A 13749-nucleotide genomic window follows, 5' to 3' on the forward strand; every position below is an offset into this window, starting at 1 on the left:
ATGACAGCCGTGCATCTTCAGGATTCGGTTCTTCAGGATTCGAACAGCGCTGAGTTTTCGTCGAGCCAGCCTTGCAGCAGCAGGGCTGCGGCGATGGCGTCGACCGGGTTGTCGCGGTAGCTGCCCTTCTGGCCGCCCCGAGCCAGGCGCTCGCCCTTGGCCTCGAAGGTGGTCAGGCGCTCATCGTGGGTATAGAAGGGCAGGTTGTAGCGGCCATTCAGACGCCGGGCAAACTTCTCGGCGCGCGCGCACATATCGCTGGGCGTGCCGTCCATGTTCAGCGGCAGACCGACCACCACGGCGTCGGGTTTCCATTCCTTGATCAGTGCTTCGACCTGATTCCAGTCGGGAATGCCGTTCTGCGCCTTCAGGGTGCAGAGCTCGCGGGCCTGGCCGGTAATCACCTGACCGACGGCAACGCCGATTTGTTTGGTGCCGAAGTCAAAACCCAGTAGTAAGCGCAAGGCCATCAGGCGTGTCCCGCCTGACTGGTCAACAGGCTCAGATTGATGCCCAGACGTTTGGCGGCGGCTTCCAGACGCAGTTCGCTGCTGGTATTAAACAGAATGTCGGCGTCAAACGGGCAGGTAAGCCAGGCGTTCTCGGCCACTTCGGCTTCCAGTTGCCCTGCTTCCCAACCTGCATAGCCGAGGGCAATCAGGCTTTTTGCCGGGCCAACCCCGTCGGCGATGGCAAACAGCACGTCCTGGGAGGTCGACAGCGCCAGGCCATCGAGCTCGACCGTGGCCTGGTAGGTCGAACCACTGGGGTGCAGCACAAAACCGCGGTCGGTTTGCACCGGACCGCCGATAAAGATCGGCACGTGCTGGCAAAGCGGTGGCGGCTCGATATCAGGGCGCAATTGTTCGAGGATGTCCGCCAGGTTCAGGTCCTGTGGACGATTGACCACCAACCCCATGGCACCATTGGCAGTGTGCTCGACGATGTAGGTCAAGGTATGCGCAAAGTTCGGGTCGGCCATATGCGGCATGGCGATCAGGAATTGATGCTTGAGATAGCTGGGGCTGACATTCTTCATGTGCGCTAGTGTGGCGTTGGCGGCGCGAGCTGACAAGCTGGTGATGAGTAGGAAATGACGATCAGACTCACCTCCGGGCCCAGAAGGTTCGGCGCAGGCCATAAACCTTCGGTCATTTGCTCGACAACTTATCCCCACGGGCAAACTTCCAGGTGCGGATGATTTCCAGCCGGTCGATATCCGACAGGTCGCCGCTGAACGGTGCAAAGGGCGCCGCCAGCCGAACGATTCGCTGCGCGGCCTGATCCAGCAGCGGTTGCCCCGAAGACTCCAGTACCAGCACCTCAAACAGCGAACCATCGCGGTTGATCGATACCATCAGCCGCAAATTGCCGTAAATCTGCTTGCGTCGGGCTTCGTCGGGGTAGTTGAGGTTACCGATGCGTTCGACCTTCTTGCGCCATTCGTCCTTATACCAGGCGCCTTTGTCGCGCATGGTCGAGGCGGCGCTCAGACGATGGATGCGTGGGCGCTTGGCATACAACTGCTGCTCATTGGCCAGCTCGGCTTCCAGGCTGGAGATCTCGCTGGACAACTGCGAGCTGTCGAAAGTCGGCGTGGCGGTCTTGGGTTTGGGTTCGGTCTTGACCTCTTCACGCTTGGTGACGGTCTTCTTCGGCTTCGGCGCGGTGGTGGCGACTGCGGCTTTGGGTGCGGCCACTTTGACTTCGGGTTGCGCCGAAGGCGGTGGCGTGACCTTCTTCACCGTGTTGTCCTGGAACGGCGCAACTTCAGTGGTCTTCGGGATCGCCTTTTTGTCCAGGGTGCCGCTGCCCTGCTGGTTTTCCTGAGCGAGAAAATCTGCCTTTTTCGGCTGGGTTTCGCTTTTAAAGGTAGCGAGGGTGATTTCCAGGGTTCGGCTGATCTGCTTGGGTTCGACGAAGGTAAAACCCACGCCCAGGATCAGCGCCAGGTGAATCAGCGCCGCGAGAAACAGGGTAAATCCGAGACGATCGGCCGGGCGCACGCCGCTATGGGCAAGTTCGGGGGGCAGATCGGCGGGGAGTGTCATGTCAACAAAACCAACATCGCGTGTTCTACAGGCGGGGCATCATAACGCAATGTTGGTTTCACCTTGGGAGTTCTGGATCAACGAGCCTTCAGCTTCAGATCGATGGCATCCATCAGCATGCCGCCGATGTTGGTGCCAAAGGCGTTGTCGATCTCGCGAATGCAGGTCGGGCTGGTGACGTTGATTTCCGTCAGATGCTCGCCAATCACGTCGAGGCCGACGAACAGCAGGCCTTTTTCACGCAGGGTCGGACCGACCTGAGCGGCGATCCAACGGTCTTTCTCGGTCAGCGGTCGCGCTTCGCCACGGCCACCGGCGGCGAGGTTGCCACGGGTTTCACCGGCTGCCGGGATTCGCGCCAGGCAATACGGCACCGGCTCGCCATCGATCATCAGGATGCGTTTGTCGCCGTCCTTGATCGCCGGCAGGTAGCCCTGGGCCATGATTTGTTGCCTGCCGTGCAGGGTCAGGGTTTCGAGGATCACCGAGAGGTTCGGGTGGCCGGCGGTGTGACGGAAGATCGATGCGCCGCCCATGCCGTCCAGCGGTTTGAGAATCACGTCGCCGTGATGGTCGGCGAATTCGCGCAGGATGTCCGGGCGACGGCTGACCACGGTCGGCGGCGTGCACTGCGGAAACAGCGTGGCGAACAGCTTTTCATTGCAGTCACGCAGGCTCTGTGGCTTGTTCACCACCAGCACGCCGGCTTGTTCGGCCTGTTCCAGCAGGTAGGTGGAATAGACGAATTCCATGTCGAACGGCGGATCCTTGCGCATCAGGATCACATCCAGCTCGCTCAGGGCAGTGTCGGTTTCCGCTTCCAGTTCGAACCATTTCTGCGGGTTGGCGAAGACTTTCAGCGGACGCATCCGCGCCCGCGCTTCACCGGCAGTTTGATACAGGTCACGCTGTTCCATATAGAACAGCGTCCAGCCGCGCTCCTGGGCGGCAAGCAGCATGGCCAGCGAGCTATCCTTTTTGTAGGAGATGCTGGCAATGGGGTCCATGACAATCCCGACGCGAACGCTCATGGGGTGATTCCTCTGGCAAATTGGGCGCTGAAAAGTGGCGTCAGAGTGGCGCCCGGCTTGTTCCCGGTCAAGGAAAAACCACCTTGCGGGTCGGCCGATAGATTGAACCCTGCGACTGTGCTAAAAAGGCTCCCATGCGGCGCCGAGCCCTTGAACATCAAGGGGTTCGAGCTCTGGTAACCCGAGCATGGATAAAAAACGATTCGCTGTGGCGATGGTAGAGCAGATATGGAACAGCATTCCAGCGCCTTGAAAGTCATGGTGATCGACGATTCGAAGACGATTCGCCGCACCGCCGAAACGCTATTGAAGAATGTGGGGTGTGAAGTGATCACTGCGGTCGATGGTTTCGATGCCTTGGCCAAGATTGCCGACAATCACCCCGGGATCATCTTCGTCGACATCATGATGCCGCGTCTGGATGGTTATCAGACCTGTGCGTTGATCAAGAACAACAGCGCGTTCAAGTCCACACCGGTCATTATGCTGTCCTCCAAGGACGGTCTGTTCGACAAGGCCAAGGGGCGGATCGTCGGCTCTGACCAGTTTTTGACCAAGCCTTTCAGCAAGGAAGAACTGCTGAGCGCGATCAAGGCCCATGTGCCGGGTTTCGCTGCAGTAGAACAAGCACATTGACGTCCGGCCAGCGGGCCGCACGCCTACTCGAATGGGGAAGACCATGGCACGTATCCTGATCGTCGATGACTCGCCGACTGAAATGTACAAACTGGCTGGCATGCTGGAAAAGCACGGCCATGAAGTGTTGAAGGCTGAAAACGGCGCCGACGGCGTGGCCCTGGCGCGCCAGGAAAAACCCGATGCCGTGCTGATGGACATCGTCATGCCTGGCCTCAATGGTTTCCAGGCGACTCGCCAGCTGACCAAAGACCCGGAAACCGGGCACATTCCGGTGATCATCATCACCACCAAGGATCAGGAAACCGACAAGGTCTGGGGCACCCGTCAGGGCGCCAAGGACTACCTGACCAAACCGGTGGATGAAGAAACCCTGATTAAAACCTTGAATGCGGTCCTGGCCGGCTGACGGCGGTCGTATGACCGAGTCGCAAACGGCTTTCGAGCTGCTGCTGGAGATCGACCACCGCTGTCGCCTGCTGGCGGCGGATTTGCCGTCCCAGGAAACCCGCCAGCAGAGTTGGAGCGGGATCGGCTTTCGTATTGGCGAATGCTGGTACGTCGCGCCCATGGGCGAAGTCAGTGAGGTTCTGCATGAGCCGCGTTGTACCGTGCTGCCCGGGGTAAAGCCTTGGGTCAAAGGTGTGGCCAATCTGCGCGGAAGGCTGTTGCCGATCATGGACTTGTGCGGTTTCTTCGGCCACGAGCTATCGACAGTGCGCAAACAGCGGCGGGTGCTGGTGGTCGAGCACCAGGATGTTTTTGCCGGACTGCTGGTGGATGAAGTGTTCGGCCTGCAGCATTTTGCGCAGGATTGCCTGGAAACGTTGGCGGCGCAGGCGCTGGAAGACGCGATTACACCGTTCGTGAAGGGGCAGTTCCAGCGCGAGCAACTCTGGCGGGTCTTCAGTCCGTTCGCCCTGGCACAATCACCGGGGTTCATGGATGTAGCCCTGTAAAAAGAGGTCTTCTCATAGACTTTCGGCGCGTTCGGCATCGCCAAGATCGCAGCCTGCGGCAGCTCCTACGCCGTACGCAATACCTGTAGGAGCTGCCGTAGGCTGCGATCTTTGAAGGCGGCCACAGAGAATCCAGCTGTTTAGGCGAATACCGATGATAAAAGCAAAAACAGGCAAGCCAATGGAAGGGTCGCGCAGCCGTTCGCAGATCATCGTGCTGTTCATGGCACTGATCGTGTTCATCATGCTGCTGTTCGCCAATTTCGCTTATCTCAGCACCCAAGCCAATTACGACAAGCAATACATAGGACACGCCGGTGAACTGCGGGTGCTGTCCCAGCGCATTGCCAAGAACGCTACCGAAGCGGCTGCCGGCAAGGCTGCCGCGTTCAAGTTGCTGAGCGATGCGCGCAACGATTTTGCGCGACGCTGGGGTTACCTCAAGAAAGGTGATCCGGCCACCGGCTTGCCTCGCGCGCCACGGGAAGTGCGTCCGGAGATGCGTGCGGTACAGCTGGATTGGGAGCACTTGCTGAAGAACACCGACGCAATTCTGTCCAGTGAGCAGACCGTGTTGTCCTTGCACCAGGTAGCAGCGACGCTGGCCGAGACCGTGCCGCAATTGCAGGTCGAATACGAGAAAGTCGTGGAGATTCTGCTGCAACGCGGGGCACCGGCCAGTCAGGTAGCCGTGGCCCAGCGACAGACGCTATTGGCCGAGCGCATTCTCGGTGCGGTGAACACGGTGCTGTCCGGTGACGACACGGCAGTGCAGGCCGCCGATGCCTTTGGCCGGGATGCGGCGCGCTTTGGTCAGGTGCTCAATGGCATGCTGCAGGGCAATCCCGCGTTGAAGATCAGCCAGGTCGAGGACCGCGATGCCCGCTCCCGGCTGACCGAGATTGCCGAGCTATTCGAATTCGTCTCGGGCTCGGTGGACGAAATCCTCGAAACCTCGCCCGAACTGTTCAAGGTCCGGGAGTCGGCGAGCAGCATTTTCAGCCTCTCGCAAACCTTGCTCGATGAAGCCTCGCTGCTGGCCACCGGCTTCGAGAACCTCGCGGCCGGGCGCACTACCCATACCATCGGCGGTTACATGCTGGGCCTGGCGGCGCTGACCTCGATCATTCTGATCGGGCTGGTGATGGTGCGTGAAACCAATCGCCAGCTACGCGAGACCGCCGAGAAGAACGAGCGCAACCAGAACGCTATCATGCGTCTGCTCGACGAAATCGAAGACCTGGCCGACGGTGATCTGACGGTGACGGCTTCGGTGACTGAAGACTTCACCGGCACCATCGCCGACTCGATCAACTACTCGGTCGATCAACTGCGCGATCTGGTGGCAACCATCAACCTCACCGCAGGTCAGGTCGCTGCCGCCGTGCAGGAAACCCAGGCCACGGCGATGCATCTGGCGCAAGCTTCCGAGCATCAGGCGCAGCAGATCAGCGAGGCCTCGGCGGCGATCAACGACATGGCGGAGTCCATCGATCAGGTATCGGCCAACGCCGCAGAATCGTCGGCAGTGGCCGAGCGTTCGGTGGAGATCGCGAACAAAGGCAACGAGGTGGTGCACAACACCATCCACGGCATGGACAACATCCGCGAGCAGATTCAGGATACGGCAAAACGCATTAAGCGCCTGGGCGAGTCTTCCCAGGAAATTGGCGACATAGTCAGCCTGATCGACGATATTGCCGATCAAACCAATATTCTCGCGCTCAACGCGGCGATTCAGGCCTCAATGGCCGGTGACGCCGGGCGCGGCTTTGCGGTGGTCGCCGATGAAGTGCAACGGCTGGCCGAGCGCTCGTCGGCCGCCACCCGCCAGATTGAAACCCTGGTGCGGGCAATCCAGACCGATACCAACGAAGCGGTAATTTCCATGGAGCAGACCACCACCGAAGTGGTGCGCGGCGCGCGTCTGGCTCAAGATGCCGGAGTCGCTCTGGAAGAAATCGAAGGGGTGTCGAAAACCCTCGCGGCCCTGATCCAGAGCATTTCCAACGCGGCGCAGCAGCAGACGTCCTCGGCGGGTCAGATCTCCTTGACGATGAACGTGATCCAGCAGATCACTACGCAAACCTCGTCCGGCTCGACCGCCACCGCCGAGAGCATCGGCAACCTGGCGAAAATGGCCAGCCAGCTGCGGCGTTCGGTGTCCGGTTTCACCTTGCCGGCCGCATCGGAGCCGGCCGCGGATAAAGCGTGAGCAGTGCATGCCGGGTATGAAATCAGAGTGGAGTGGTTATGGGTGATCGCCACGACTATGTAGCCCTCGAATGGGTCAAAGGCGAAATTGCCGAAACGCTGAAGCAGGCCAGCCGGGCACTCGACAGCCTGGTTGCCGACTCGCAGGCGGTGCGTGCGCTCAACCAGTGCCTGGCGTACATCCATCAGGTCCACGGCAGTTTGCAGATGGTCGAGTTCTATGGCGCCGCGCTGCTTGCCGAAGAAATGGAAAAACTGGCGCTGGCCCTGGAGCAGAACCGCGTCAGTCATCGCGACGAAGCGATCCGGCTGTTGCAGCAAGCGCTTGGCCAGTTGCCGATCTACCTCGACCTTATACACAGCGCCCGCCACGATCTGCCACTGGTGGTGTTACCGCTGCTTAACGACCTGCGCAGCGCCCGCGGTGAGAGCCTGTTGTCGGAAACCAGCCTGTTCAGCCCGCAGCTACCGGACCTGCCTGCGTTGAGCGAGGAAGCCCTGGCCCTGCTTGAACCGGCGGATCTGCCAAGTGTGCTGCGCAAGTTGCGACAGATGCTGCAAGCGGCGTTGGTCGGCTTGCTGCGCGAACAGGATGACCGAACCAATCTGGGTTATCTGGCCAAGGTCTTCGAGCGTCTTGAAGGACTTTGCCGCCACGCGCCACTGAGCCCGTTATGGAAGGTTGCTTCAGCGCTGGTGGAAGGCATGCTCGCGGGCAGCATTGCCAATAGCCCGGCCTTGCGCAGCCTGCTCAAAGACACCGACATGGAACTCAAGCGCTTGCTCGAGCAAGGAATGGCCGGGATTAATCAGCCGGCCCCGCAAGAATTGCTCAAGAGCCTATTGTTCTATATAGCCAAAGCCGAATACCCCACCGGGCAGATGCAGACCATGAAAGAAAGTTACGGACTCGATGACGCGCTACCCAGCAGTGCGCTGGTCGACGAAGAGCGCGCCCGCCTGGCCGGCCCGGACCGGGATGCCATGCGTTCGGTCCTGGCGGCGTTGTGCGAAGAGCTGGTGCGGGTCAAGGAACGTCTGGACTTGTTCGTGCGCAGCGATCGCCAGCATGCCTCCGACCTCGACAGCTTGCTCGCACCGCTGCGGCAAATTGCCGACACCCTGGCAGTGCTGGGTTTTGGTCAGCCGCGCAAGGTGATAATCGACCAACTGGCGGTGGTCCTGAGTCTGGCCCAGGGGCAGCGTGAACCCAATGACGCGATCCTCATGGACGTGGCCGGGGCCTTGCTGTACGTCGAGGCGACCCTGGCCGGGATGGTCGGCACCGTCGAGCCGGAAAGCAGGGAGGAAAGTCGGCTGCCAACCACCGACCTGACCCAGATCCACCAGTTGGTGATCAAGGAAGCGCGGATCTGTATGCAGCAAGCCAAGGACACCATCGTCGACTACATCGACGCCGGCTGGGACCGTCAGCACCTGCAACCGTTGCCGGAGTTGCTGACCCAGGTTCGCGGTGCATTGGCGATGATTCCGTTGAGCCGGGCGGCAAGTCTGTTGGAGGCCTGTAACGGCTACGTTCGCGAGCATTTGCTGGTCGATAAGGTCCAGCCCGACTGGCAGCAGCTGGACAATCTGGCCGATGTCATTACCAGCGTCGAGTACTACCTGGAACGCCTGAGCGAGGATGCTCAGGCGCCCGGCGAACAGGTGCTGGACGTCGCCGAAGAGAGCCTGGCCGCCTTGGGGTATTTCCCGACCCCGCTGCAAGTGCCATTGCTCAATGAAGTGCTCAGCCCGAGTGAAGCCATGGCCATGCGGGACCAGCAAGCGCTGGACAGCCCTGAAGTGGTGCAGTCCCTGGCCGAGGTGCTGGCCAGCCCGGTTTCCGTCCTCAACCCTCCGGCCCTGCATACGCCGGGCAGCCTGCTGCCACCACCGGACGATGAAGCACCGGTGGATAACGAGTTGCGGGAAGTCTTTCTCGAAGAGACCGACGAGGTCCTCGAGGTATTGCGTGAGTCATTGCCGCAATGGGTGGCCAATCCCGACAACAAGATCGCATTAAGCGAATTGCGCCGCGCCTTTCATACCTTGAAAGGCAGTGGGCGCATGGTCCGCGCACTGGTGTTGGGGGAGCTGGCCTGGGCGGTGGAAAATCTGCTCAACCGGGTTCTGGAACGCAGCGTCGAGCCAGGGCCACAGGTGCAGCAACTGCTGGGTGACGTGCTGCAGTTGTTGCCCGAACTGATCGACGAGTTCGCCGCCAATAGCCAGCGCCAGCGCGATGATGTCGACCAATTGGCTGCCCGTGCCCATGGACTGACCAAGGGCAATGAACAGGCGCCGGACGCTGTTGTGCAAGCGCAGGAGGCTCTCGATCCGCTGTTGCTGGAAATCTTCCGCAACGAAGCTGAAACCCACCTCGACAGCATCAACCGTTTTCTGGATGAGGCCGCCGAACACTTGCCGCTGCAGGCCAGCGATGAATTGCAGCGTGCACTGCACACCCTCAAAGGCAGCGCCTACATGGCCGGCGTGTTGCCGATCGCCGAACTGGCGAAACCGCTGGACCAGCTGACCCGTGAATACAAAGCGCACCAACTGGCACTGGATCTGGATGAAATCGAGCTGCTGCTCGAAGCTGAAGGTTTATTGCGCCGAAGTGTGAAGCAGCTCAAGACCGATCCACTGGCCGCGATCAGCGGCGCGCAGTCATTGATCGAACGAACTCAGAGGCTACTGGCCGAACGCCTGGAAGCCCTGCTCAACTCGCCGAATACAGGCCTGCGGATCAAGCGTGATCCGCAACTGATCAGCAATTTCCTCGCCCAGGGCATGGACATCCTGCTCGATGCTGAAAACCTCTTGCGCCGCTGGCAGCAACATCCCGGAGAGCGCCAGGAACTCAGCGCGCTGCTCGATGAACTGACCACCCTGGGCGAGGGCGCGCATCTGGCCGACCTGCATCCGGTCGATGAACTGTGCGAAGCCTTGCTTGACCTGTATGGCGCAGTGGAAGAGAGCAGCCTGGCGGTCAGCGAGCGGTTTTTCCATGAGGCCGACAGTGCCCACGAAGCCTTGATCAGCATGCTCGATCAACTGGCCGCCGGCCAGGAAGTCAGCCCCCGGGCGGATCGGGTCCAAGCCCTGCGCGATTTGCTCGATCAAAGTCTCGACCCGTCGGCCATGGGGCTGATCAGGAGCGATGGCAGTCGTACGCTGAGCATCACTGAGCTGAGCGCCGCCACCAGTGAGTTGCAGCAGGCACCGGTGGCGCTGGAGCTGGACGATGAAATCGTCTCGATCTTTCTCGAAGAGGCGGTGGATATCCTCGAGAGTGCCGGGCAAGCCTTGCAGCGTTGGCTGGACGACCCCGATAACGCCGCGCCGTTATTGTCGTTGCAGCGCGACCTGCACACCCTCAAGGGCGGCGCGCGGATGGCCGAAGTCGGGCTGGTCGGGGACCTGGCCCATGAGCTGGAAAGCCTCTATGAAGGCCTGGTCGACCGCCGCTACAGCCACTCCGGCGAGTTGGCGCAACTGCTGCAACAGAGCCATGACCGCTTGTCCGTGCTGCTCGAGCAACTGCACAGGCAGCAACCGCTGAGCGACCCCGGCGAACTGATTGAGGCGATCCGCGAGTTCCGTTTGGGCAGTGGCATGAACGCTGATGTGGTCGAGACCGTGCCCCAGGCTGACTCGGCGAGTCACGATCCCGAACTACTGGAAATCTTCCTCGAGGAAGGTTTCGACATCATCGACAGTTCTGGCGCGGCGCTGTTGCGCTGGCAGGCCGACCCGCAAAACCGCCTTGAAGTGGAAACCCTGCTGCGTGACCTGCATACCCTCAAGGGGGGCGCGCGGATGGTCGAGATCGGGCCGATTGGCGACCTGGCCCATGAACTGGAATTTCTCTACGAAGGTTTGTCGGCCGGCCTGCTGCAACCGACGGAGCCGTTGTTCACGCTGTTGCAACGCAGCCATGACCAGCTCGCGCAGATGTTGGATGCGGCTCGGGCGGGCAAGCCGGTTTTACCCGCCCAGGCCTTGATCGAGGCGATCGTCGCCTTCACCCATCCTGCTGTCAGCGATTTACAGCCGCAGGCGCTCCCAGGCGAGGTCGTATCTCAGCTCCAGGTTCAGGCTCAGGCCAAAACCGAGTCGCCAGCAATGCCGCCTGAAGCCGGGACGACTGGCGATATGGTCAAGGTCTCGGCCGAGCTGCTCGATGATCTGGTCAATCTGGCCGGTGAAACCTCGATCTTCCGTGGCCGTATCGAGCAACAAGTCAACGATGCCCGGGTAACCCTGAGCGAGATGGAAACTACCATTGAGCGCATGCGCGACCAATTGCGGCGCCTGGACACTGAAACCCAGGGACGGATTCTCAGCCGTCAGCAAGTCGATGCCGAGCGCCTGGGCTACGAAGAATTCGACCCGCTGGAAATGGACCGTCATTCGCAATTGCAGCAGCTGTCGCGGGCCTTGTTCGAGTCAGCGTCGGACTTGCTCGACCTCAAGGAAACCCTCGACCGGCGCAACCAGGAGGCGGAAAGCCTGTTGCAGCAGCAGGGGCGGATCAACACCGATTTGCAGGAAGGCCTGATGCGTACGCGCATGGTGCCGTTCGAACGCATGTTGCCGCGCCTGAAACGGATCGTCCGGCAGGTCGCCAGCGAGTTGGGCAAAGACGTCGAATTCATTGTCGGCAACGCCCAGAGCGAGATGGACCGTAACGTGCTCGAGCGCATGCTCGCGCCGCTGGAGCACATGCTGCGCAATGCCGTCGACCACGGTCTGGAATCTGCCGAGGTGCGGCTCGCGGCCGGCAAGCCTGCCCAGGGCAGGATCAGCCTGGACCTGGCTCATGAAGGTGGCGACATCATTTTCGACATCCGCGACGACGGTGCCGGAATACCCCTCGATGCGGTAAGGCGCAAGGCGATCAAGCGTGGGCTGCTCGCTCCGGATCTCGACATCAGCGACCGCGATGTGCTGCAGTTCATCCTGCAGCCGGGGTTCTCGACCGCCGAAAAAATCACCCAGATATCCGGCCGCGGCGTCGGCATGGACGTGGTCCACGAAGAGGTCCGGCAACTGGGCGGCAGCATGAGCATCGACTCGACACCGGGGCAGGGCGTGCACTTTCGCATTCGCCTGCCGTTCACCGTATCAGTCAACCGTGCGTTGATGGTGCAATGCGGCGAGGACCAGTACGCGATCCCGCTGAACACCATCGAAGGCATCGTTCGGGTGCTGCCCAACGAACTCGACGGTTACTACCAACTCGACCCGCCGACCTACGAATACGCCGGGCAACGGTACGAACTCTGCTACCTCGGCGAGCTGCTGCACACCCTGGTCAAACCCAAGCTGCTCGGCCAAAGCCTGCCGCTACCGGTGCTGCTGGTGCAGTGCAATGAGCGACGGATCGCGGTGCAAGTCGATGCCATGGCCGGAACCCGGGAAATCGTGGTGAAAAGTCTCGGCCCGCAGTTTGCCGCAGTGCAGGGGTTGTCGGGTGCGACCATCCTGGGCGATGGCCGGGTGGTGCTGATTCTCGACCTGCTGGCGCACATCCGCGCCATGCAGGCGCGCTTGCCGCAATCGCGCCCGGTCAATGGCGGTGAGCCTGCGGTCGACGCCGAGCCATATCGGCCGCTACTGGTCATGGTAGTCGATGATTCGGTCACCGTACGCAAGGTCACCAGCCGCCTGCTCGAACGCCACGGTATGAACGTGCTGACCGCCAAGGATGGAGTCGATGCCATGGCGCTGCTGGAGGAGCACACGCCGGACCTGATGCTGCTGGACATTGAAATGCCGCGCATGGATGGTTTCGAAGTGGCGATGCAGGTCCGCAGCGATCCGCGCTTACAGCACCTGCCGATCATCATGATCACCTCACGCACTGGTCAAAAACACCGCGACCGAGCCATGGCCATCGGCGTCAACGACTACCTCGGCAAGCCGTACCAGGAATCGGTCCTGCTGGAGAGCATCGCCCTATGGAGCAAAACCCATGCTTGATCACCGCACCAGCAACCTCACCGGGCTGCTGCTGCCCCTGGCCGACCGCAACCTGATCCTGCCCAACGTCGCCATCGCCGAACTGATCGACTACCAACCCGGTACCTTCGACCTCGACACCCCGCCCTGGTACCTGGGCCTGGTGACCTGGCGCGACCGACAGATCCCGCTGCTCAGCTTCGAATCCATCTGCGGCAGCAAAACCGTGATCGGCGACCGCGCGCGCATCGTCGTACTCAACGCCTTGGGCGGACGCCCGCAGCTCAAATTCATCGCCTTGCTGGTGCAGGGCATTCCACGCTCCTACAAACTCGACAGCCAGCTGAGCTACGTCGACGTGCCGCTATGCCCACTGGAAAAAGCCGCCGTGCAAATCGCCGATCAAGTGGCCAAAGTGCCGGATTTGCTGGGGCTGGAAGAGTTGTTGGTGGGCGCTGGGTTGGTACAGCAGAGGTAGGAGCGAGCTTGCTCGCGATGGTCGTCAACGATAACGCGTGCTGACTGACGAAACGCGTCAGCTTTAAGTCCATCGCGAGCAAGCTCGCTCCTACAGTGGGTTGACACACTTTACCGGGATCGACACAAACCCTGAACCGGGCTTGCCCGCGAAGACGGCGGAACAATCGACATAAATCTCCAGACCGAACCGATCAATTGTGGCGAGGGAGCTTGCTCCCGCTCGGCCGCGCAGCGGTCGTAATCGGTTCATGGGGTTTGCCTGAAAAAATGTGGTGCGGCTTTTTTGGGACCGCTACGCAGTCCAGCGGGAGCAAGCTCCCTCGCCACAGGGATCAATTCATTACCCTAACCGTAACAATCCGTCTCTGTGCTTGATTGATGCTGTTATCCATTCGCTCCTAAGGTAGC

General features: G+C 60.8%; 10 protein-coding genes. 6 read left to right on the forward strand and 4 right to left on the reverse strand.

Annotated features, from left to right (window positions below; genetic code table 11):
* Nucleotides 1-32 precede the first annotated feature (32 nt).
* The 4 genes from ruvX to gshB all read right to left on the reverse strand — a co-directional run bounded on the left by ruvX (nt 33) and on the right by gshB (nt 3082).
* On the reverse strand, nt 33-470 hold the full coding sequence (gene ruvX, locus ACA064_RS02185) for a Holliday junction resolvase RuvX (protein WP_150642382.1): 438 nt from the start codon (nt 468-470) through the stop codon (nt 33-35).
* Nucleotides 470-1039, reverse strand: a complete 570-nt coding sequence (locus ACA064_RS02190) for a YqgE/AlgH family protein (protein ID WP_497671924.1) — start codon at nt 1037-1039, stop codon at nt 470-472. Before ACA064_RS02190 ends, ruvX begins: the two co-directional genes overlap by 1 nt.
* Nucleotides 1040-1151: 112 nt before the next feature.
* On the reverse strand, nt 1152-2051 hold the full coding sequence (locus tag ACA064_RS02195; protein ID WP_497671925.1) for an energy transducer TonB: 900 nt from the start codon (nt 2049-2051) through the stop codon (nt 1152-1154).
* A 77-nt stretch (nt 2052-2128) separates the two neighbouring features.
* Nucleotides 2129-3082, reverse strand: coding sequence for a glutathione synthase (gshB, locus tag ACA064_RS02200; protein WP_497671926.1), 954 nt, complete (start codon nt 3080-3082; stop codon nt 2129-2131).
* Between the two features lie 228 nt (nt 3083-3310).
* Between gshB and pilG the strand changes: the two genes are divergently transcribed.
* From pilG to ACA064_RS02230, 6 genes are all read left to right on the forward strand, one after another.
* The gene (gene pilG / locus ACA064_RS02205; protein ID WP_150807029.1) at nt 3311-3718 is read left to right on the forward strand and encodes a twitching motility response regulator PilG; all 408 of its coding nucleotides are present in this window, start codon (nt 3311-3313) and stop codon (nt 3716-3718) included.
* 43 nt (nt 3719-3761) lie between these two features.
* Nucleotides 3762-4127, forward strand: coding sequence for a twitching motility response regulator PilH (pilH, locus tag ACA064_RS02210; protein WP_497671927.1), 366 nt, complete (start codon nt 3762-3764; stop codon nt 4125-4127).
* Between the two features lie 10 nt (nt 4128-4137).
* Nucleotides 4138-4677 carry a chemotaxis protein CheW gene (locus ACA064_RS02215; protein ID WP_497671928.1) on the forward strand — a complete coding sequence of 180 codons (540 nt, stop codon included), beginning with the start codon at nt 4138-4140 and terminating at the stop codon, nt 4675-4677.
* A 154-nt stretch (nt 4678-4831) separates the two neighbouring features.
* A complete protein-coding gene (locus ACA064_RS02220; protein ID WP_497671929.1) occupies nt 4832-6892 on the forward strand; it encodes a methyl-accepting chemotaxis protein in 2061 nt (686 codons plus the stop codon).
* A gap of 38 nt (nt 6893-6930) precedes the next feature.
* Nucleotides 6931-12882, forward strand: coding sequence for an Hpt domain-containing protein (locus ACA064_RS02225; protein ID WP_497671930.1), 5952 nt, complete (start codon nt 6931-6933; stop codon nt 12880-12882).
* Nucleotides 12875-13339: a chemotaxis protein CheW gene (locus ACA064_RS02230; RefSeq protein ID WP_497671931.1), complete on the forward strand. Its 465-nt coding sequence runs from the start codon at nt 12875-12877 to the stop codon at nt 13337-13339. The genes ACA064_RS02225 and ACA064_RS02230 overlap by 8 nt, the downstream gene beginning before the upstream one ends.
* The last annotated feature ends 410 nt before the right edge of the window (nt 13340-13749 follow it).

Source organism: Pseudomonas sp. LBUM1658 (assembly GCF_059716055.1).

Bases quoted from the DNA above. Each gene is read 5' to 3' on its own strand.
- ACA064_RS02225 (WP_497671930.1), top strand. From the start codon at position 6,931: ATGGGTGATCGCCACGACTATGTAGCCCTCGAATGGGTCAAAGGCGAA.
- ACA064_RS02220 (WP_497671929.1), top strand. From the start codon at position 4,832: ATGATAAAAGCAAAAACAGGCAAGCCAATGGAAGGGTCGCGCAGCCGT.
- ACA064_RS02215 (WP_497671928.1), top strand. From the start codon at position 4,138: ATGACCGAGTCGCAAACGGCTTTCGAGCTGCTGCTGGAGATCGACCAC.
- ACA064_RS02230 (WP_497671931.1), top strand. From the start codon at position 12,875: ATGCTTGATCACCGCACCAGCAACCTCACCGGGCTGCTGCTGCCCCTG.
- ACA064_RS02195 (WP_497671925.1), bottom strand. From the start codon at position 2,051: ATGACACTCCCCGCCGATCTGCCCCCCGAACTTGCCCATAGCGGCGTG.
- ACA064_RS02190 (WP_497671924.1), bottom strand. From the start codon at position 1,039: ATGAAGAATGTCAGCCCCAGCTATCTCAAGCATCAATTCCTGATCGCC.
- ruvX (WP_150642382.1), bottom strand. From the start codon at position 470: ATGGCCTTGCGCTTACTACTGGGTTTTGACTTCGGCACCAAACAAATC.
- pilG (WP_150807029.1), top strand. From the start codon at position 3,311: ATGGAACAGCATTCCAGCGCCTTGAAAGTCATGGTGATCGACGATTCG.
- gshB (WP_497671926.1), bottom strand. From the start codon at position 3,082: ATGAGCGTTCGCGTCGGGATTGTCATGGACCCCATTGCCAGCATCTCC.
- pilH (WP_497671927.1), top strand. From the start codon at position 3,762: ATGGCACGTATCCTGATCGTCGATGACTCGCCGACTGAAATGTACAAA.